Source organism: Streptomyces sp. NPDC048111, from assembly GCF_043202815.1.
Classification (GTDB): Bacteria; Actinomycetota; Actinomycetes; order Streptomycetales; family Streptomycetaceae; genus Streptomyces.
Genome location: NZ_JBIDBD010000030.1, coordinates 38,456 through 59,091 on the forward strand (window position 1 = coordinate 38,456; position 20,636 = coordinate 59,091).

Genomic DNA, 20,636 nt, shown 5'->3' on the forward strand with positions numbered 1-20,636 from the left:
AGGTGGCCCCGATCGACGGCCCGCGGGCCGTGCCGACGGGCGCCGTTCGTCGTTGTTCCACTTATCGCCCCGGTGGTCGCCACGCCACCGCGGTGCATCGTCGCGCGATGCGCGCCGCGGGGCTGCCGCCGCCGGCTCCACCGCGTCGGATCGTTCGTCCATTGGCCGTGCATCGCCCGTCGCCCCCCTCGCAGTGATCGCTCCCCCGCGCCGTAGACGCACGGCGCCGGCCCCCCGGTCGGGACGATACACCAGTCTCGTCACTCAGGGACATAGTCCTTATACGCTCAGTGACAGCCCGCAACCGCGAGGGCACCCGGCGCACCCGAACCACTCCGGAGCGTTACTGATCCGTCGTCAGAACCACGTTGGCGAGCGGCTGTTGGGCCGCGAAGCGGGTCAGCTGAGCGGCGAGGAGCCGCTTGGCGCGGGGCAGGAAGGCGGAGCTCGAACCGCCCACATGCGGGCTGATGAGGACATTCGGCGCATGCCACAACGGATGCCCCACCGGCAACGGTTCCGGGTCCGTGACGTCCAGCGCCGCGCGCAGGCGTCCCGACTCCAGTTCGGTGAGCAGGGCCTTGGTGTCCACGACGGGCCCGCGCGCGACGTTCACCAGGAGCGCCCCGTCCTTGAGGCGGGCCAGGAACGCGGCGTCCACCAGGCCTTTCGTCTGCTCGGTGAGCGGCGTGCAGACGATGACGACGTCCGCCTCGGGAAGCAGCGCGGGCAGATCGGTCCACGCGCGCACTTCACCGCGCTCCGTGGTGCGCCAGGAGCGCGCGACGCGCGCCACCCGCGCGCACTCGAAGGGCACGAGCCGGTCCTCGATGGCGGCGCCGATCGATCCGTACCCCACGATCAGGACCGACTTGTCGGCGAGCGCCGGGTAGAAGCCCGCCCGCCACTCCTGGCGCTCCTGGCCCTGTACGAACCCCGGGATCCCGCGCAGCGAGGCGAGGACCAGGGCGAGCGTCAGCTCCGCGGTGGACGCCTCGTGGACCCCGCGGGCGTTGCACAGCCGTACGCCCGGCGGCAGCAGACCGAGCCCGGGCTGCACGTGGTCGATGCCCGCGGTCAGGGTCTGCACGACCCGGACGCCCGTCATGCCGGCCAGCGGGCGCACCGCGGTCTCGGACGGCTTCATGTACGGGACGACGTAGAACGCGCAGTCGGCGGGGTCGGCCGGAAAGTCCGGACCGCCGTCCCAGAACCGGTAGTCGAGCGAGGCGGGCAGACCCGGGACGTCGGCCGGGTCGAAGGGGATCCACACGTCGGCAGTCATGGTCAGGAGGCTATGCGAAGGGCCGCGGGGGCCAGAGGTTAGTTTGGGGAGCGACGAGGGAGGGATCCGGCCAGGTGGAGCGCAGGACAATCGGGGCGGGGGCCCTGCGGGCGGGTGCGATAGGACTCGGCTGCATGCCGATGAGCTGGGGCTACACCCGCTCGCAGCAGGACCTGGAACGCTCCCTGCGGGCCGTGCACGCCGCTCTGGACACCGGCGCGAACCTGCTGGACACCGCCGACATGTACGGCCCGTTCACCAACGAGCTGCTGATCGGGCGGGTGCTCAAGGAGCGGCGGGACGAGGCGTTCGTCGCGACCAAGTGCGGGCTGCTCGTCGGCGTCGACCAGCACGTCGTCGCCAACGGGCGCCCCGGCTACGTGCGCAGGGCCTGCGACGCGTCGCTGCGACGCCTGGGCACCGACGTCATCGACCTCTATCTGCTGCACCGCGCCGACCCCGAGGTCCCCGTCGAGGAGACCTGGGGGGCGATGGCCGACCTCGTCACCGCGGGCAAGGTGCGGGCGCTGGGGCTCAGCGCCATGGGGGCCAGGGCGGTGCGCAGGACCGCGCAGCCGGCCGGGGTGCACGGCCTCGACGTGGAGCGGTACGAGGAGACGGTGCGGCTGCTCGACCGCGTCCAGCAGGTGTTCCCGGTCGCCGCCGTGCAGGCCGAACTCTCGCTGTGGTCGCGCGAGGCGCTGCGGACGCTGCTGCCCTGGTGCCGGGCCCGGGCCGTGGGCCTGCTGGCCGCGATGCCGCTGGGCAACGGGTTCCTCACGGGCACGCTCACGCCGGGCCAGGGCTTCGAGCCGGACGACATCCGGGCCCGCCACCCCCGGTTCACGGCGGAGATGATGGCGGCCAACCAGCCCGTGGTGGTGGGCCTGCGCCGGGTGGCCGAGCGGCACGGCGCGACGCCGGGCCAGGTGGCCCTCGCCTGGCTGCTGCGCCTCGGCGAGCAGGTGGTGCCGGTGCCGGGCGCCAAGCGGCCGGAGTGGGTCCGCGAGAACGCCGCCGCGGCCGGCCTGGCCCTGACCCCGCGGGACCTCGCGGAACTGGCCGCACTGCCGCCGGCCCGGGACTGAGCGCGGGCTTCGCGGCCGGGCGCGGGTCGGGGCGGGTGGACCGGGCCGGGCCGGGCTGCGGGCCACGAACCGTGCCCCCGGGCCGAGTTGGACCCGCTCGGGACGCCGCGCAGGCCGCAGAATGGACCCGGCTCATCGACCCACCCGAAGGGAGCCCGAACCGTGCGACGAACCACCGCGGCAACCGCTCTGGCCGCAGCCGCGCTCGTGCTCGCGGCCGGCTGCTCCTCGGGACCCGCGCGGCCGCAGGGACAGGGCGCCGGCTCCGCCGCCGGCAGCCGGGCGCCCTCGGCGTCCGCGCCCGCGGCCCAACTCCCGCCCGTCAAGGGCTCGGTGAAGGTCGTGCGGACCGTGACCGACGGCCTCACGTCGCCGTGGGGCATGGCGGCCCTGCCCGAGGGCGGGCTCCTCATCGGCTCCCGTGACGACGGCTCCGTCGTCCGCGTCGACACGACGACCGGCAAGAAGACCGCCGTGGGCAGCGTGCCCGGGGTCGCCCACCAGGGCGAGGCGGGACTCCTCGGCCTCGCCCTCTCGCCTTCGTACGCCTCGGACCACCTCGTGTACGCGTACTTCACCACCGAGTCCGACAACCGCATCGCCCGGATGATCTACGATCCGCAGCGGCCCGAGGGCCAGCAGCTCGGTGCGCCGGACACGATTCTGCGCGGCATCCCCAAGGGCAGCATCCACAACGGGGGCCGGATCGCGTTCGGTCCCGACCGGATGCTGTACGCCGGCACCGGCGAGACGGGGCAGACCGGGCTCGCGCAGGACAGGAAGTCGCTCGGCGGGAAGATCCTGCGGATGACGCCCGACGGACAGCCCGCGTACGGCAATCCGGAGGCGGACTCGCTGGTGTACTCCCTCGGGCACCGCAACGTACAGGGCCTGGCCTGGGACGCCCAGAACCGGCTCTGGGCCTCCGAGTTCGGCCAGGACACCTGGGACGAGCTCAACCTGATCGAGCCGGGCGGGAACTACGGCTGGCCCGCGGTGGAGGGCCGGGCCGGCAAGGCCGGGTACGTGGATCCGGTCGCCCAGTGGAAGACCTCCGAGGCCTCGCCCAGCGGGATCGCTATCGCGGGCGGTTCGGTGTGGATGGCCGCGCTGCGGGGCGAACGGCTGTGGCGGATCCCGCTGGACGGGGCTGCTCCGCTGGGGGCGCCGGAGGGGTTTCTGGGTGGGGAGTTCGGGCGGTTGCGTACGGTGCTGGGGGCGGGGGCGGGGAAGCTGTGGGTGCTCACTGACAACACGGATTCCCGGGGGGTGCCCAAGCCGGGGGACGATCGCGTGCTGGAGCTCGCCGTCACGTGATGCGGGCTGGGCTCGGGGCCGTTGTGCGCGGGGCCTTGTTGCGCAGTTCCCCGCGCCCCCAACCCCCCTGTCGGCTGCCCGCCGTGGGCGCTACTCGCGCCGTTCCCCGCGCCCCCAACCCCCTGTCGTCCGTCCGTCGCGGGCGCTTCTCACGCCGTTCCCCGCGCCCCTCAACCCCCCGTGGGCATGGCCGTCCGTAAGGTCAACTCTCGCCCGTCGTCCCTCAGTTGGTGGGGAACAGGTTCAGGCGGTGGGTCAGGGCCGCTGCTTCTCCTCGGCCCGCCACGCCCAGTTTGGCCAGGATGTTGGAGACGTGGACGCTTGCCGTCTTGGGTGAGATGTACAGCTCCTCGGCTATTTTGCGGTTGCTGAGGCCGGCCGCGACCAGCCGCAGTACGTCGCGTTCGCGGCTGGTGAGGCCGAGCGCCTCGGCGGGGTCCGCCGGGGCATCGGTGGCGACCGGGTCAGGTGCGGTGGGCGAGAGACGGGCCCGGCGGGCCAGGAGTTCCAGTTGCTCGCGCAGGGGACGGGCGCCGAGCCGGCCGGTCTCGGCGTAGGCCTGGCGCAGCAGTGTGGCGACGGTCTCGCGGTCGCCGCCCTCGGCGAGCAGCGCCGAGGCCCAGCGGTGGCAGGCCAGGGCCAGCTCGTAGGGGCGTTCCACCTCGCTCAGGGCCTGGACGGCCGCCTCCCAGCGGGCCGCCTCGTCGCGGCCCTCGGCGCGCTCCAGTTCGGCGGCGACCACCAGGGCGAGGGCCTCGCAGGTGGGGGCTCCGGTCGGCAGGCGCTTGGCCGCCGTGCGGATCAGCGCGACGGCTTCGGCGCGGCCGGGCTCGGCCGAGGGCAGCCCGCGCACATCGGCCTCCATCGCGGCGGCCGCGGCGAGCAGCGGCCAGGCGTAGCGCTGGGTGCCGGGCGGAAAACCGGGCTCGACAGCGCGGGCCAGCTCGGCGCGGGCGCGGTCGATGTGGCCCCGCGCGGCTTCGACGCCGAGCGCGATCCGGGCGAGCGGAATGGCGTGCTGGGCCATCGGGTCGTACGTGCCGAACGCCGCGTGGGCGTCGGCGAGGGAGGCCGCCGCCGGCTCCAACTCGCCCCGCAACAGCGCGAGATCGGCCCGGCGCATCAGGGCGTTGCCGAGCGGCTTGGTGCTGACCGCGGTGCGCTGGACCCGCTCGATGGAATCGGCGGCCTCCTCCCAGCGGCCGAGGGCGAACAGGGACTCGGCGCGGTTGGCCTGCACCCAGGCCTCGTTGTCGGGAAGGCCGTACTTCTGGGCCAGGCGCACCCCGTCGTCGGCGACGCGCACCGCCTCCGTGGAGCGGCCGACGGCTTCGAGCCCCGAGCAGAGGTTCACATGGCCGCGGGTGGCCTCGCCGACCAGGCCGAGTTCGAGGGAGCGGTCGATGACCGCGCGCATGGTGACGATGCCCTCGTCGACGGCGCCGGAGTCGACCATGAGGCTGCCGAGGGTGAGCCGCACGTTCAGCTCGATGTCCTCGGTCTGCACCAACCGGGCGTATTCCACGGCCTGTTCGGCCGCCGCGAGGGATTCGGGGCCGGGCTTGTGCAGCATGCTCCAGCCGGCCGCGGTGGCGAGGACCTCGGCGTGCACGGGGGACGGCGCGAGCCCGCGCACCAGGTCCTGGGCGGTGCTGATCTCGGCCCAGCCGTCGCCGCGCCCGAGGTTCTGCACCAGGCGGGAGCGCTGGAGCCAGAACCAGGCGGCCCGCAGCGGATCACTGCCGGAGGCCTGATCGCCGCCGTCCTCGATGAGGCGCAGCGCCCTCCTGGCGAGCTTGAGGGCGCGCTCGCGGTCGCCGCAGAGCCGGGCCGCCTCCACGGACTCGGCCAGCAGGTCGAGGTAGCGCAGCGACGCCGGGGTCTCGGGGGCGCAGCCGCACGCCGGGTAGGAGCCGGCGTGGTCCAGCGGTCTGAGCCCCCCGCGTATGTCGGTGGGGACGGTGTCCCACAGCTCCATCGCCCGTGAGAGCAGGCGCAGTTGTTCCGCGTAGGCGTGCCGACGGCGGGCCTCCACGGCGGCCAGCAGCACCACGGGGAGCGCCTTGGCGGCGTCGTTGGCGTGGTACCAGTAGGTGGCGAGCCGGGTGGTCCGCTCGTCCGGCCTGACCAGCGACGGGTCGGCCTCCAGGGCTTCGGCGTACCGGCGGTTGAGGCGTGAGCACTCGCCGGGCAGCAGGTCGTCGCTGACCGCCTCGCGGACCAGGGAGTGGCGGAAGCGGTAGCCCCCGCCGCCCCCCGCGGGCAGCAGGATGTTGGCTCCGACGGCGGCCCGCAGCGCCTCGATGAGCTTGTCCTCGGGGAGCCGGGCGACGGCGGCGAGCAGCGGGTACTCCACGGTGGAGCCGCCCTCGGCGGCGATCCGCACCACCCGCTGGGCGTCCTCGGGCAGGCTCTCGACGCGTACGAGCAGCAGGTCGCGCAGCGAGTCGCTGAGGTCGGGGCAGCTGCCGTCGGGGTCGCGGCACACCACGAGCTCCTCGACGAAGAAGGCGTTGCCGTCGGACCGCTCGAATATCTCGTCCACCAGGCGCTGTTCGGGCTCGGCGGCGAGGATGCCGGTCAGCTGGTGGTGGACCTCGGCCCGGGTGAAGCGGGGCAGTTCGATGCGCCGCACGCTGCGCAGCCGGTCCAGCTCGGCGAGCAGGGGGCGCAGCGGGTGGCGGCGGTGGATGTCGTCGGCGCGGTAGGTGGCGACGACGACCAGGCGGCCCCGGCGCAGGGTGCGGAAGAGGTAGGCGAGCAGATGGCGGGTCGAGGCGTCCGCCCAGTGCAGGTCTTCCAGGACGAGGACGACGGTGCGCTCGGCGGCGAGCCGCTCCAGCGTCCGTACGGTGAGCTCGAAGAGGCGCGCGGTGCCGTCCTCGCGGGAGGCGAGAGGGCTCGTTCTGGCCAGCTCGGGCAGGAGCAGGGCCAGCTCCTCCTCCTGGCCGTCGGCGGCGGCGGCCAGTTCGCCGGGCAGGAGGTGGTGCAGGGCGCGCAGGGCGGCCGAGAAGGGCGCGAACGGCAGCCCGTCGGCGCCCACTTCGACGCAGCCGCCGATGGCGATGACGGCGCCGGACGCGCGGGCGGCGGCGGTGAACTCCTCGACGAGCCGGCTCTTGCCGACGCCGGCCTCGCCGCCGACGAGCAGCGCCTGCGGCTCGTCGGCGGCGCCGGCACGGGCTAGTGCTTCGTTCAGCACCCGCAGTTCACCGGCGCGGCCTACGAACACGGGGCTGACTGACCTGGTCTCCACGCTGCCGAGCATCGCACAGGGGTGTGACAGCGCGGAGCCGTACGGTCCTTCGCCCGCCGGGGTGCCGGGCCCGTGCGGGCCGTCCCCGGCCAAAACGGCGGTCCCGGAGGAGGTCGGGGCCGGGGCCGGGGACGGAGTCGGCGGGGTGGTGGCGGGATCGGGTGAGGTGGTGTGCATGACGGGCGGCCGGGCGGTTCAGGCGGCCCGTACGAACCGGTGCTTCGGTGAACTCACCCGCCCTTCCGGCCCGTTGCCGCCATCACGGCGGCCGAAGCGGCGTCCGGCCCGGCGGGCCTGGCCGGCCAGGCGCTCCCGCTCGGCCTGGCGCAGCAACTCGGCCTCGTGGGTCTTGTGCATCTCGTAGTCCAGCATGTCGGTGCTCCTGGGAGTGAGGTGTGGGGCTCTGGTCCGCTCGGGCCCGGTCTTCCGGGCTCCTTGCGATGCCTCAACTCTCGTCTCCCAGGGGCCTCTCGCGCATGGGGAGAGTGCCGCATCCGTACGGAGGGGATGCCTTAGGCGGCCCCGGCGGCGGGCCGGGGCCGGCTAAGGCAGGGGGCGGGGTGCCTTAGAGCCCCGCCCGGACGCCTCAGCCCTTGGTGCTGGGCAGTGCCGCGAACAGGTCGAGGTACATGCCCGCCGAGATCAGCAGGCCGACCACGCCGAGCACGACACCGGCCAGGGCAACTGCCTTGATCCACACCGGCTGTTCGGCCCGGCCCGGCGTCCCGAAGGCGGGCCGGGCCAGCACCACCGCGCCGACGATCAGGGCGAGCAGTGCGAAGACGCCGTTGACCAGGGCCGTGGTGTGCCAGGAGTTGCCGTAGATCTCCTGGATCTGCTGGGCGGCGGTGCCGCTCTGCGAGGTCTTGATCTGTCCGACGAGGGTGGCCCGTTCGGACAGCGTCTTGCCCATCCAGGTGCCGCTGAGCGCGACCGCGCCGAGCGCGCCGGAGACGACGGCCGCGGCGCCCGCGCCGAAGCCCGCCCGGGCGGGGGCGGCCTCGGCATCCGGTTCGTCCTCGTCGAGGGCGGGGTCGGTGGCGCCGCCCTCGGGGGCCCCGGTGGTGTCCGCGGCTTCGGCGGCGGGTGCGGTAGCGGCGTCCGTCACGGACCGGCTCCCGGTCCCGGTCCCGGCCTCGGGCTGCGCGTCGGTCTCGGCCCGGGCATCGGTCTCGGGCTCGGCGTCGGTCTTCGTCGTGGCGGGGGTGGCGTTCATGCCCGGCACGCTAGGGGCCGTTTCTGAGAGCCCGCTGAGAGCTTCCTTAACGCCCCGCCCGTACCGTCGGCAACGTCTCTCCCGTACCGTCGGCAACGCCCCGCCCGTACCGTCAGCGTGCGGTGCGCGCGGCCCGCCACTCGTCGGCGAGCACCGCCCAGATCTCGCTGTCGTGGCGCGCCCCGCGGTAGAGGTAGCTCTCGCGGCGCACCCCCTCCCTGGTCATGCCGAGGCGCTTGGCCACGTTGATGCTGGGGGTGTTCTCGCTGGAGGCCACCCACTCCACGCGGTGCAGGCCGCGTACGTCCACGGCCCAGTCGATCAGCACGGTGACGGCCCGGGTGACCAGGCCGCGTCCGATCGCCGCCCGCTCCAGCCAGCAGCCGACCTCGCAGGTGCCCTGCGCCGCGTCGAAGAGCCGGAACATGACCCCTCCGACCAGGGTGTCGTCCAGCCAGATGCCGTACAGACGCCCGGTGTCCGCCGCGGTCTTGTCGGCGTAGGTCTGGAGGTAGGCGCGGGCGGAGGCGGGATCGGTCACGATGTCGGGCAGCGCCACATAGGTGCCGATGAAGTCGCGTCCCCGGTCCATGTGGGCGAGGAACTCCTCGGCCTGCCACGGCTCCAGGGGGCGCAGCCGCGCCCCGTCGTCACCCAGCGCTACTGCGAACATCCCGCTCCTCGGTCGCGTACGCGTGCCCTCTACGGCACGAGCCGCCCGGCCCGTCCGGCCGCCGGCTGCTCCGGAATCTTCGCACGGCGGCATTCCGGGGGCTCGATGCTGATCCGGGGCAGCCGCCGATCGAGCCAGTGGGGCAGCCACCAGTTGGCGCCGCCGAGCAGGTGCATCAGGGCCGGCACGAGCAGGGTGCGCAGCACGAACGCGTCGAGGGCGACGGCTGCGGCGAGCGCGATGCCGAACATGGCGATCACCCGGTCCCCGCTGAGCACGAACGCGAGGAAGACCGCGATCATGATCACGGCAGCGGAGTTGATCACCCGGCTGGTCTCGGCGAGCCCGATCCGCACGGCCCGCCGGTTGTCGCGCGTTTCGAGCCACTCCTCGTACATGCGGCTGACCAGGAAGACCTGGTAGTCCATGGACAGCCCGAAGAGCACCGACACCATGATCACGGGCAGGAACGGCTCGATCGGCCCGGCCCGCCCCAGGCCCATGGATTCGCTCCCCCAGCCCCATTGGAAGACGGCGACGACGATGCCGAAGGCGGAGGCCACCGCCGCCACGTTCATCACGGCCGCCTTGACCGGGATCCCGATCGAGCGGAAGGCGACGAGCAGCAGGGCGCAGCCCAGAGCGATCACCACGCCGACGAACAGGGGGAGTTTGCCGACGACGACCTCCGCGAAGTCGTCGTAGCTCGCGGTCACCCCGCCGACGTGCACCCGCAGCGAGCTGCCGCGTTCGGCGGCCGGCAGCACGTCGCTCCGCAGCCGGTCCACGAGTTCGCTGGTGGCTCGTGACTGCGGCGCCGAGCCGGGCACGAGCGTCAGGACGGCGGTGTCGCCGCTGCCGTTGTACGTCACGGGGCTCACCCGGGCGACCCCGCCGGTGGCGCGCAGCACGTCGGGCAGCCGCTGCAGGGCGAGTCGGTCGCCGGGGCCCTGGAGTTCGGCGACCAGGGTGAGCGGCCCGTTCACCCCGGGCCCGAATCCGTCCGCGAGGAGGTCGTAGGCCTTGCGCGTGGTGCTCTGCGCGGGGTTGTTGCCCTGGTCGGAGGTGCCGAGGTGGAGGGAGAGCGCGGGCAGCGCGAGGACCAGCATCACGAGTGCGGCGACGGCGCCGAGCAGCTTGGGGCGGCGCTCCACGAACGCGGCCCAGCGGGCGGCGAACCCGGCGGGCGGTTCGGGCCGCGGACCGTGGGTGGCGAGCACGCGCCGCTCGCGCCGGCCGAGCGCCCGCATCCCGATGAACGAGAGCAGCGCGGGCAGCAGCGTGACGGAGGCGGCGACGGTCAGCAGGACGGTGAGGGAGGCGGCGACGGCCACGCCGTTCAGGAAGCCGAGCCGCAGGACGAGCATGCCGAGCAGCGCGACGCACACCGTCGCCCCGGCGAACACGACGGCCCGCCCGGTGGTCGCGACGGCGGTCCTCGCCGCCTCCTCCACACCGAGGCCGCGGCGCAGTCCCCGCCGGTGCCGGGTCACGATGAACAGGGCGTAGTCGATGCCGACACCGAGCCCGATGAGGGTTCCGAGCATGGGGGCGAAGTCGGCGACGGTCATGAGGTGGCCGAGCAGCGTGATGCCCGCGTACGCGGTGCCGACACCGGTCAGGGCGGTGGCGATGGGCAGCAGGCTCGCGGCGAACGAGCCGAAGGCGAGCAGCAGTACGACGGCCGCGACGACCACGCCCACGACCTCGCTCAGCCGCGCCGACGGCGCCTCGGTGAGCCCGGTGGCGGGCCCGCCGAGCTCGACGTCGAGGGAGCTGGACGCGGCGGCCCTCGCGGTGGTGACGACGGCTCGGGCCTGACCTGCGGGAAGGTCGTCGGCCTGCCGGTCGAAGGTGACCGTCGCGTACGCGGTGCGGCCGTCGGCGCTGATCCGCCCGCCGTCGCCCGGTCCGTAGGGGCCGCTCACGGAGGCGACGCCGGGCAGCCCGGCGACCTGCGCGAGGACGCCCCGCATCGTCCGCCGGACGCCGTCGTCGCGCACCGAGCCCGACGGGGTGTGCCAGACGATCGCGTCGCTGTCGCCGCCCCGCCCGTGGAACCCCGCGTCGAGCAGGGCGCCCGCACGGCCGGACTCGGTGCCGGGGACCTCGTAGTCGTTGGAGTACGCGGAACCGGCGACGGCCGCCGCCGTGGTGGTGGCACCGAGCGCGAGGAGCCACAGCAGTACGACGACGAGGCGGTGCCTCAGACACCAGCGCGCGAGGGCGGCCAACGGAGTGCTCCCGGTTGATCTTTGGCTCTTTGACCGGGAACAGCCCGCAAAGAACGGCGGTGCGCAGGATGCGCCTCAGCCACTCTGGCAGTCAATAGTGATCGTTTGTCCCTTTCGTGGCCTTCCTCACAGGCCCCCCGCCCGAGGAACTTCGCGCCCCCTCAGCCGGAGACGCTCGGCCGCCCGTTCTCGATGTGCCCCATCAGGCGGCGCCGGAACGCGGTCGCGCCGTCGGTGGTCGTCACTTCGAGGTCGTACCAGCCGTGCGCGTCGGCGGCGGAGTGCACCAGGGTGCGGCTGCGCCCGGGCTTGACCGTGACGGTCCGCCTCCAGTCCCGCAGATCGGCCTCGTCGGCGTAGCCGAGCGGCCGGACGACGAAGGTGAGGGGGCGGCGGCCGCGGTTGCGCAGCGTCAGGTGGACGTCCCGGTCGTGGTGGTCGAGATACGAGGTCACCTCGGCGGTGTCGGCGGCGCCCGCGCCCTCGAACTCGCGCCGGAACCCGTTGGGCCCGGTCACCGTGAACCGGTAGCCGTCCGCGCGCCCGGCGAGCGGGACGCTCCACCGGCCCTTGCCCCGGACGTCCTTGTGCTGCGGCGCCGGGAACTCACCGGCGTACGGGTAGAGCGCGAAGTGGGCGCTGGCCGGGCCGTTGTTGCTGAGCTGCACCTGGAGCGCGCCGTCGGCGACCTTCACACAGGCGTCCGGCTGGTAGGGCAGCGGCCGGGCCGGCCGCGAGCCCTCCTCCTGGACGGGCATGCGCTGCTGAGCGGGCGGCTCGGGCCGCCAGCGCCCGCTCAGCGGCGGGATCGGGGCCGGCCGGGACACCGCGGGCTGCGGCCGGCCGCGCTTGAAGTCGAAGGCGGAGGTCAGATCGCCGGCGACGGTGCGCCGCCACCCGCTGATGTTGGGCTCGCGCACCCCGGTCAGGCGCTCCAGGAAGCGGATCACCGAGGTGTGGTCGAACACCTCGGAGCAGACGTATCCGCCCACGCTCCACGGCGACACGACGAGCATCGGCACCCGCGCGCCGAGCCCGGTCGGCCGCCCCTGCCACTGCTCGTCGGCCACCTCGGGCGGGGCGACGGGCGGCGGGACGTGGTCGAAGAAGCCGTCGTTCTCGTCGTAGTTGATGAGCACGACGGTGTGCCGCCAGACATCGGGGTGCTTGCCGAGCGCGTCGAGCACCTTGTAGACGATCGTGGCGCTGTGCACCGGCGAGGAGACGCTCGGGTGCTCCGAGTCGAGCGCGGAGGGCACCAGGTAGGAGACCTCCGGCAGGGTCCCGGCGGCGACGTCCTTGCCGAAGGCATCGGCCAGCGTGCCGGTCGGCACCCGCCTCAACCCCCGCTCGAACAGGCTGCGTTCGGCCTTGGTGAGGGTGGCGACGCCCTGGTCGAGCAGCCCGAGCAGCCGCTGCCGCTCGGCCTCCGCCGAAGCGTCGCGCACGGCGCCGTAGAAGGACTCCATGAACGTGTGCCCACCGGTCTTCGCCAGCGCCTTTCGGGCGACGGCCTTGAAGGTGGTGAAGAACTCGATCTGGTTGTCGGTGAAGTTCTCCCACTCGGTGTACGTCTTCCAGCTGCGCCCGGCCTTCTCCAGCCGCTCGGCGTAGGTGCCCCAGTCGTATCCGGGGTGCGTCCCCTCGTCGTACGCGTCATTGCCGACGGCCCGCTGCCCGTTGGGCTCGAAGCCCGTCTTCCCGCTCCACAGGTGGTTGCGGTTGGGGCTGGTGGAGCTGTGGATGGAGGAGTGGTAGGCGTCGCAGACGGTGAAGGTGTCGGCGAGTTCGTAGTGCAGCGGGATGTCCTGGCGGTCGTAGTACGCCATGGTCGCCGAGGTCTTGGCGGAGACCCAGTTGTCCATCCAGCCGTTGTTCCAGGCCTTGGCGCCGCCGCTCCACGAGTGGTCGAGGGCGCCTATGTACTGCAGGTCCTTGTGCTGGGCCGCCGCGGCGGCCCGCACGGGGAACGGCAGGACGGTGCTGCCCAGCGGGCCCGGCTGCTCGAACACCGGCCTGCCGCCCGGGAGTTGGACGGCGTTGCGGTCGCCGAAGCCGCGGACGCCGCGGAGGGTGCCGAAGTAGTGGTCGAAGCTGCGGTTCTCCTGCATGAGGATGACGACGTGCTTGACGGCGCCCATCCCGCCGGCGGGCGGCCCGGCGGCCATGGCCGCCTGCAGCGAGGGCGGCAACAACGACCCGGCCGCGGCCGCGCCGAGGGCGCCCCCGCCCAGCGCGAAGAGCCGGCGTCGCGACATGCCGCGGTCTGTGGTGTCCGTGGGCAACTGGGCCTCCCGTGCGGTGCGTTCTCGGTACGGGGGCACGCTAACGACCCGGGGTGTCCCCCAGAAGACCCCGCCCCGGCTCGCGGATGAACGTCCAACTTTCGCTTGCGGAAAGTCCAAGGGGGGAGTCTTTTTTTGGGGGCGGCCCCCGGCGCTGGCGGGGTGTGCGCGGTTCCCCGCGCCCCTGGCAGGGCTGGGGATGGACGGGTTTCGGGGGTCCCCCGCGCCCCTGGCCCCCTCGGTCATGTGCGGGCCGCGGTCGCTTCTCGCGCAGTTCCCCGCGCCCCCAAACCCGCGTTCGTCCGCAGACCGTGCGTGGCTGGTCGCGCAGTTCCCCGCGCCCCTGGCGGCACTGGTGTCGGCCCGCATGCGTAGCCCGGCATGCCTCGCGCAGTTCCCCGCGCCCCTAACTGCACCGGTGCCGGCCAGCATGCGCATCCTCAGCCCGTCCGGCGATTGAGGACGAGCGCCGTTCAGGCGCGAAGGGGGGTCCGGGGGCGCAGCCCCCGAAAGGGGTGCAGGGGACGAAGTCCCCGCGCAGGGGTGCAGGGGGCGGAGCCCCCGCCGGGGCTCGAGGGGCGGAGCCCCTCAGGGGGTCTGGGGCGCAGCCCCAGGAGCCGAACCCTTCAACCCCTTGCACGGGCGGGCGGGTGGGCAAACCCCTCGGGGTCTGGGGCGGAGCCCCAGGGAGCCGGGCCCAGCCAACCCCCTGCACGGGCGGGCGGGTGGGCAAACCCCTCGGGGTCTGGGGCGGAGCCCCAGGGAGCCGGGCCCAGCCAACCCCCCGCACGGGCGGGCGGGTGGGCAAGCGCCCCCGGGGTCTGGGGCTGAACCCCGGGGCTCAGCCGGGCCGCCCGGAGACGCCGGAGGGCGGCCTCCCCGGGTGGGGGGCCGCCCTGGGGTGGGGTGGGGCTAGGCCTCGACGCCCAGGCGCTCCAGAATGAGCTCCTTGACGCGAGCCGCGTCAGCCTGCCCCCGGGTGGTCTTCATGACCGCCCCGACCAACGCCCCGACAGCCGCAACCTTCCCGCCCCGGATCTTCTCGGCAACCCCCGCGTTCCCCGCGATCGCCTCGTCCACGGCAGCCCCCAGCGCCCCCTCGTCGGAGACGACCTTCAGACCGCGCTTCTCGACGACCGCGTCCGGCTCGCCCTCACCCGCGAGGACGCCCTCGATGACCTGGCGGGCCAGCTTGTCGTTGAGGTCACCCGCGGCGACCAGCGCCACGACCCGCGCGACCTGCTCGGGGGTGATCGCCAGCTCGTCGAGCGGGACGCCCGACTCGTTGGCGTGGCGGGCGAGCTCGCCCATCCACCACTTGCGCGCCCCCGCCGCGTCAGCCCCGGCGGAGATCGTCGCGACGATCGGGTCGACCGCACCGGCGTTGAGCATCGACTGCATGTCGTGCTCGGAGACGCCCCACTCCTCGCGGAGCCGGTTGCGCCGCGCACGCGGCATCTCCGGAAGGGCGCCCCGCAGTTCCTCGACCCACGCACGCGCGGGCGCGACCGGTACCAGGTCCGGCTCGGGGAAGTAGCGGTAGTCCTCGGCGTTGTCCTTGATGCGGCCCGAGGTGGTGGACCCGTCCTCCTCGTGGAAGTGACGGGTCTCCTGCACGATGGTGCCGCCCGAGGACAGCACGGCCGCGTGCCGCTGGATCTCGAAGCGGGCGGCCCGCTCGACCGAACGCAGCGAGTTGACGTTCTTGGTCTCCGAACGGGTGCCGAACTTCTCCACGCCGTGCGGGCGCAGCGACAGGTTCACGTCGCAGCGCATCTGGCCCTTGTCCATCCGGGCCTCGGAGACGCCGAGCGCCTTGATGACCTCGCGCAGCTCGGCCACGTACGCCTTCGCCACCTCGGGGGCCCGCTCGCCCGCGCCCTCGATCGGCTTGGTGACGATCTCGATGAGCGGGATGCCCGCGCGGTTGTAGTCCAGGAGCGAGTGCGAGGCACCGTGGATGCGGCCCGTCGCGCCACCGACGTGCGTGGACTTGCCGGTGTCCTCCTCCATGTGGGCGCGCTCGATCTCCACGCGGAAGATTTCGCCGTCCTCCAGCTGGACGTCCAGGTAGCCGTTGAAGGCGATCGGCTCGTCGTACTGCGAGGTCTGGAAGTTCTTCGGCATGTCCGGGTAGAAGTAGTTCTTCCGGGCGAAGCGGCACCACTCGGCGATCTCGCAGTTGAGCGCGAGACCGATCTTGACGGCCGACTCGACGCCGATCGCGTTGACGACCGGCAGTGAGCCGGGCAGGCCGAGGCAGGTGGGGCAGGTCTGCGAGTTGGGCTCGGCGCCCAGCTCGGTCGAACAGCCGCAGAACATCTTGGTCTTGGTGCCGAGTTCGACATGGACCTCAAGGCCCATGACGGGGTCGTACGTCGCGAGGGCGTCCTCGTACGAGACCAGATCGGTGACGGTCACGGTGAAAAACTTCCCTCTCAGCCGAACAGGACGTCGTCGTCACCGATGCGCTTGAGCTCGCGCAGCAGGAGGGCGACGCCGGTGGCGATGGCGGCGGCGGAGACGACGGCGTCGAGCAGCTTCAGCGTGTCGTGGTCGGTGCGGGCCTTCTTGGCCTGCTTGACCACGCTGATCGCGCCGAACGCGGTGGTGCCGATGGACAGGTACGTGCCGGCCTTGGACTTCTTGAAACCCTTGGCCTTGGTCAGTGCACTCACAGCGACGGAGCCTCCTCAAGCAGCGGGTGTCCCCACTTTTGCACGAAGGCGGCCTCGACAGCGGCTCCCACCTTGTACAGGCGGTCGTCCTTCATGGCGGGGGCGATGATCTGCAGCCCGACCGGCAGGCCGTCCTCCGGCGCGAGACCGCAGGGCAGCGACATGGCGGCGTTGCCGGCCATGTTGGTCGGGATGGTGCACAGGTCGGCGAGGTACATCGCCATCGGGTCGTCGGCGCGCTCCCCGATCGGGAACGCCGTGGTGGGCGTGGTCGGCGACACGATCACGTCGACCTGCTCGAACGACTTCTCGAAGTCCCGCGTGATCAGGGTGCGGACCTTCTGGGCCGAGCCGTAGTACGCGTCGTAGTAGCCGGAGCTCAGGGCGTACGTACCGAGGATGACGCGGCGCTTGACCTCGTCGCCGAAGCCGGCCTCGCGGGTCAGCGCGGTGACGTCCTCGGCGGACTTCGTGCCGTCGTCGCCGACCCGCAGGCCGTAGCGCATGGCGTCGAAGCGGGCCAGGTTGGAGGAGCACTCCGACGGCGCGATCAGGTAGTACGCGGAGAGCGCCAGGTCGAAGGACGGGCAGTCCAGCTCGACGATCTCGGCGCCGAGCGACTTGAGCAGCTCGACCGACTCGTTGAAGCGCTGGACGACGCCGGCCTGGTAGCCCTCGCCGCCGAACTGCTTCACGATGCCGACGCGCATCCCGGCGACCGAGCCGTTGCGCGCGGCCTCGACGACCGGCGGGACCGGCGCGTCGATGGACGTCGAGTCCAGCGGGTCGTGCCCGGCGATGACCTCGTGCAGGAGCGCCGCGTCCAGGACCGTACGGGCGCAGGGCCCGCCCTGGTCGAGGGAGGACGAGAAGGCGACCATGCCGTAGCGGGAGACCGCGCCGTAGGTGGGCTTGACGCCGACCGTGCCGGTGACGGCGGCGGGCTGGCGGATGGAGCCGCCGGTGTCCGTGCCGATGGCGAGCGGGGCCTCGTAGGAGGCGAGGGCCGCGGAGGAGCCACCGCCGGAGCCGCCGGGGATGCGGGTCAGGTCCCACGGGTTGCCGGTCGGCCCGTACGCGCTGTTCTCCGTCGACGACCCCATGGCGAACTCGTCCATGTTGGTCTTGCCGAGGATGACGACGTCGGCGTCCTTGAGGCGCTTGGTGAGCGTCGCGTCGTACGGCGGGATCCAGCCTTCGAGGATCTTGGAGCCGACGGTGGTCGGGATGCCCTCGGTGGTGAAGATGTCCTTCAGCGCCAGGGGCACACCGGCCAGCGGGCCGAGCTTCTCGCCGGCCGCGCGCTTGGCGTCGACGGCGCGGGCCTGCGCGAGCGCGCCCTCGCGGTCGACGTGCAGGAAGGCGTGGACCTTCTCGTCCACGGCCTCGATGCGCGCCAGGTGGGCCTCGGTGACCTCGACGGCGGTCAGTTCGCCGGCCGCGATCTTCGCGGCGATGTCGGCCGCGGTGAGCTTGATGATGTCCGTCATGGTGATTAGTCCTCCCCCAGGATCTGCGGCACCTTGAAACGCTGCTGCTCCTGGGCCGGGGCGCCGGAGAGCGCCTGCGCGGGGGTGAGCGACGGACGGACCTCGTCCGCACGCATGACGTTGGTCAGCGGCAGCGGGTGGGAGGTCGGGGGTACGTCTTGGTCGGCGACCTCGGAGACGCGGGCGACCGCGCCGATGATGTCGTCGAGCTGTCCGGCGAAGTGGTCGAGCTCTTCGCCCTTCAGCTCAAGACGCGCCAGCCGGGCGAGGTGGGCGACCTCCTCGCGCGTAATGCCAGGCATGCAGCGATCCTCAGGGGTGAGTGAGTGTGGTGTGGGCCCAATCCTATGGGTCGGGACACCCCCACCACGAAACGCATTCCCCCCACACCCCCGACCACCCCCACAACACCACCCCAGACACCGCCCCGACCGACCCGGGGGTGCAGGGGGCGGAGCCCCCGAGAGCGGTGCAGGGGACGAAGTCCCCGCCCGGGGGTGCAGGGGGCGGAGCCCCCGAGAGCGGTGCAGGGGACGAAGTCCCCGCGCGGGGGTGCAGGGGGCGCAGCCCCCGCCGGGGTCCGAGGGGCGGAGCCCCTCAGCGGGTCTGGGGCGCAGCCCCAGGGCCAGGCACCCTCCAACCCCCGCACGGGCGGGCGGGTGGGCAAACCCCCCGGGGGTGCAGGGGGCGCAGCCCCCGCCGGGGTCCGAGGGGCGGAGCCCCTCAGCGGGTCTGGGGCGCAGCCTCTGGGCCCGAACCCTTCAACCCCCTGCACGGGCGGGCGGGTGGGCAGCATCCTCGGGGTCCGGGGCGAAGCCCCGGGGGGGTTACTGCACAGGCTGGTTGGAGGCCCGGCGGGCCGCCGCTTCGGCCGCCGCGATCTCGGCAGGCCGATGCCACCCCGTGTCCCCCCGGGCAAGCAACCAGGCCGTGGCCTCAGCGGGCGGCATGGCCGCAGCCACAAGCCACCCCTGCACCGCATCACACCCCAGATCCCGCAACCGCTCCCACGTCTCGTCGTCCTCGACCCCCTCCGCGACCACCAACAGCCCCAGCGAGTGCGCGAGATCGACCGTGCAGCGCACGATCTCGGCGTCCTCGTTGTCGATGGCGAGCCGCGCCACGAACGACCGGTCGATCTTCAGCTCGCTGACCGGCAGCCGCCGGAGGTGGACCAGCGAGGAGTACCCCGTACCGAAGTCGTCGAGGGACATCTTGACGCCGTGCGCGGTCAGCCCGGCCAGGGTGTCCGCGGCGCGCTGCGGGTCCTCCAGGAGGACGTGCTCGGTTATCTCCAGCTGGAGCGACCCGGCCGGTACGCCGTGCCGGGCGAGCCGGGCCGCGACGGACCCCGCGAACCCCGGGGTGTGCACGTCGCGCGGCGAGACGTTGACGGCGACCGGCACGTTCAGGCCCTGGGCACGCCACCGGGCCACCTGCGCGAGCGCGGTCTCCAGGACGTACTCGGTGAGGTGCGGCATGAGCCCGCTGGACTCGGCGATGGCGATGAACTCGTCCGGAGGGACCTGCCCGCGCTCGGGGTGCACCCAGCGCACCAGGGCCTCGAGTCCGGCGACCTGTCCGTCGAACTGCACCTTGGGCTGGTAGTGGAGATCGACGTCCCCCGCGTCGAGCGCGCGCCGCAGATCGCCCAACAGGCCCAGCCGGTCAGGGGTGTTGGAGTCCCGCTTGGACTCGTACACCTCCACCCCGGTGCGGTCGCGCTTGGCCTGGTACATCGCGACGTCGGCCCGGCGGAGCAGCCCTTCGGCGTCCAGCGCGTGGTCGGGGAAGAGGGCCACGCCGGCGCTGGCCTCCAGGACGAGCGTCAGCCCGTCGAGGTCGAGCGGCGAGGACAGCTCGGCGACCAGGCCGCGGGCGGTGCGCATGGCGCTGGTCGCGGAGTCGCAGACCGGCAGCAGCACGGCGAACTCGTCCCCGCCCAGCCGGGCCGCCTCGGCGCCGCGGGGAAGAGCGGTCCGCAGGCGTTCGGCTATCTGGAGGAGGAGGCGGTCTCCGGCGAGGTGGCCGAGGGTGTCGTTCACCGACCGGAAGCGGTCGAGGTCGATCAGGACGAGGGCGGAGCGGGTGCCGTCGTTCTCCGCCTCCTCCAGGGCCGCCCAGGTGCGCTCCAGGAGCCACTGGCGGTTGGGCAGCCGGGTCAGCGGGTCGCGCAGCTGCTCCTCGGCGCGGGCCCGGGCGATCCAGAGCGTGGAGTCGAGGGCGACGAGCGGCACCGCGAACAGCGGCAGCAGCACCGGTACCGACATGGCGACGACGCAGATCAGCGGGGCGATGCCCAGCAGCGCGACCGCCACGAGCCCCTGCCGCATCAGAGCCGTGCGGGCGACCGTGGGCAGCCCGCCGCGGGGGGCGAGCGCGTACCAGAGCAGCGTCCTGGTGAGCAGCAGATAGGTGCCCGCGGCGAGCACGATCTCGGGGACGGTGGCGATGCTCCATCCGGTGGGCCACCAGGGTTCCGCCACGGTCGGCACGACGCCGAACGCGGCCAGCACCAGACCGGCGGCGCCCGTCCCCAGGACGTCCACGGCGCCGTGCAGCACGCCCTGGCGCCAGCGGTTGCGCCGCGCGGCGCCGACCAGGACCACGACGGCCATGCTGACCAGGGCGGCCGGCAGCCAGCCGTACAGGATCAGCACGGCGATGGTGAGGGCCGCGCCGGAGCCGGTCCCGCCCCACCAGCGCTCACGGCCGAGCGCGACGAGATGGCCGACGATGATGCCGGTGAGGACGGCGAGCGACCAGCCCGTGGTGCCACCGGGGAACAGGGGCCGGCCGTCCTGGACGGCCTGGCGGATTCCGGTGGCGAGGACCAGGCCCGCCAGGCCGGTCACCACGGCCGTCAGCCTGGACGAAAAGCCCGTGAACCCGCGCAGCCTCACGGCCGGGGCGGTGCTCTCGGTCGGTTTCATTCCCGTCCCTCTCACAGCCGGCGGTGCCCGTGCACACGATGGCCCCCGTGTCATGCCGTCACGACGGGTGTTCCGCCCCGGGTGCTCCGCGAGCGGGCCGTCAGCCGTGCACGACGGGCGCGCATCTCAACAGTAGGCCGCAGAAGGCTCGGTCGGGCAGCGGTCTACAGCTCTTGCCCGA

Annotated in this window: 14 protein-coding genes; 2 read left to right on the plus strand and 12 right to left on the minus strand. The window is 73.3% G+C overall.

The features are described 5' to 3' along the window. Positions 1-343: 343 nt before the first annotated feature. A complete protein-coding gene (locus ACGF3I_RS30135) occupies positions 344-1,285 on the minus strand; it encodes a 2-hydroxyacid dehydrogenase (protein WP_393137506.1) in 942 nt (313 codons plus the stop codon). A 74-nt stretch (positions 1,286-1,359) separates the two neighbouring features. Here ACGF3I_RS30135 and ACGF3I_RS30140 point away from each other — a divergent pair, with 74 nt between their 5' ends. Both ACGF3I_RS30140 and ACGF3I_RS30145 read left to right on the plus strand, forming a co-directional pair. Next, positions 1,360-2,373, plus strand: coding sequence for an aldo/keto reductase (locus tag ACGF3I_RS30140; protein WP_393137508.1), 1,014 nt, complete (start codon positions 1,360-1,362; stop codon positions 2,371-2,373). A gap of 162 nt (positions 2,374-2,535) precedes the next feature. Continuing rightward, on the plus strand, positions 2,536-3,690 hold the full coding sequence (locus tag ACGF3I_RS30145) for a PQQ-dependent sugar dehydrogenase (RefSeq protein WP_393137511.1): 1,155 nt from the start codon (positions 2,536-2,538) through the stop codon (positions 3,688-3,690). Positions 3,691-3,913: 223 nt separating this feature from the next. Here ACGF3I_RS30145 and ACGF3I_RS30150 read toward each other — a convergent pair whose 3' ends face one another. From ACGF3I_RS30150 to ACGF3I_RS30200, 11 genes are all read right to left on the minus strand, one after another. Beyond that, entirely contained in the window at positions 3,914-6,958 is a 3,045-nt protein-coding gene (locus ACGF3I_RS30150; RefSeq protein WP_393137513.1) for an AAA family ATPase, read from the minus strand. 183 nt (positions 6,959-7,141) lie between these two features. Beyond that, on the minus strand, positions 7,142-7,318 hold the full coding sequence (locus tag ACGF3I_RS30155; protein WP_393137515.1) for a hypothetical protein: 177 nt from the start codon (positions 7,316-7,318) through the stop codon (positions 7,142-7,144). Between the two features lie 214 nt (positions 7,319-7,532). Continuing rightward, positions 7,533-8,162, minus strand: coding sequence for a hypothetical protein (locus ACGF3I_RS30160; protein ID WP_393137517.1), 630 nt, complete (start codon positions 8,160-8,162; stop codon positions 7,533-7,535). Positions 8,163-8,274: 112 nt separating this feature from the next. Beyond that, complete coding sequence (locus ACGF3I_RS30165; protein ID WP_393137519.1) at positions 8,275-8,835, minus strand: GNAT family N-acetyltransferase; 561 nt, start codon at positions 8,833-8,835, stop codon at positions 8,275-8,277. 29 nt (positions 8,836-8,864) lie between these two features. Then, positions 8,865-11,069: an MMPL family transporter gene (locus ACGF3I_RS30170; RefSeq protein WP_393137521.1), complete on the minus strand. Its 2,205-nt coding sequence runs from the start codon at positions 11,067-11,069 to the stop codon at positions 8,865-8,867. Positions 11,070-11,230: 161 nt separating this feature from the next. Continuing rightward, entirely contained in the window at positions 11,231-13,327 is a 2,097-nt protein-coding gene (locus tag ACGF3I_RS30175) for a phosphocholine-specific phospholipase C (protein ID WP_393137523.1), read from the minus strand. 939 nt (positions 13,328-14,266) lie between these two features. Continuing rightward, positions 14,267-15,775 carry an Asp-tRNA(Asn)/Glu-tRNA(Gln) amidotransferase subunit GatB gene (gene gatB, locus ACGF3I_RS30180; protein WP_393137526.1) on the minus strand — a complete coding sequence of 503 codons (1,509 nt, stop codon included), beginning with the start codon at positions 15,773-15,775 and terminating at the stop codon, positions 14,267-14,269. A gap of 17 nt (positions 15,776-15,792) precedes the next feature. Continuing rightward, positions 15,793-16,032: a hypothetical protein gene (locus tag ACGF3I_RS30185; RefSeq protein ID WP_393137528.1), complete on the minus strand. Its 240-nt coding sequence runs from the start codon at positions 16,030-16,032 to the stop codon at positions 15,793-15,795. Continuing rightward, complete coding sequence (gene gatA, locus ACGF3I_RS30190; RefSeq protein WP_393137530.1) at positions 16,029-17,522, minus strand: Asp-tRNA(Asn)/Glu-tRNA(Gln) amidotransferase subunit GatA; 1,494 nt, start codon at positions 17,520-17,522, stop codon at positions 16,029-16,031. Before gatA ends, ACGF3I_RS30185 begins: the two co-directional genes overlap by 4 nt. Before the next feature lie 5 nt (positions 17,523-17,527). Continuing rightward, positions 17,528-17,824 carry an Asp-tRNA(Asn)/Glu-tRNA(Gln) amidotransferase subunit GatC gene (gatC, locus tag ACGF3I_RS30195; protein ID WP_003966094.1) on the minus strand — a complete coding sequence of 99 codons (297 nt, stop codon included), beginning with the start codon at positions 17,822-17,824 and terminating at the stop codon, positions 17,528-17,530. A gap of 525 nt (positions 17,825-18,349) precedes the next feature. Continuing rightward, on the minus strand, positions 18,350-20,455 hold the full coding sequence (locus ACGF3I_RS30200) for a putative bifunctional diguanylate cyclase/phosphodiesterase (protein ID WP_393137533.1): 2,106 nt from the start codon (positions 20,453-20,455) through the stop codon (positions 18,350-18,352). Positions 20,456-20,636: the final 181 nt, after the last annotated feature.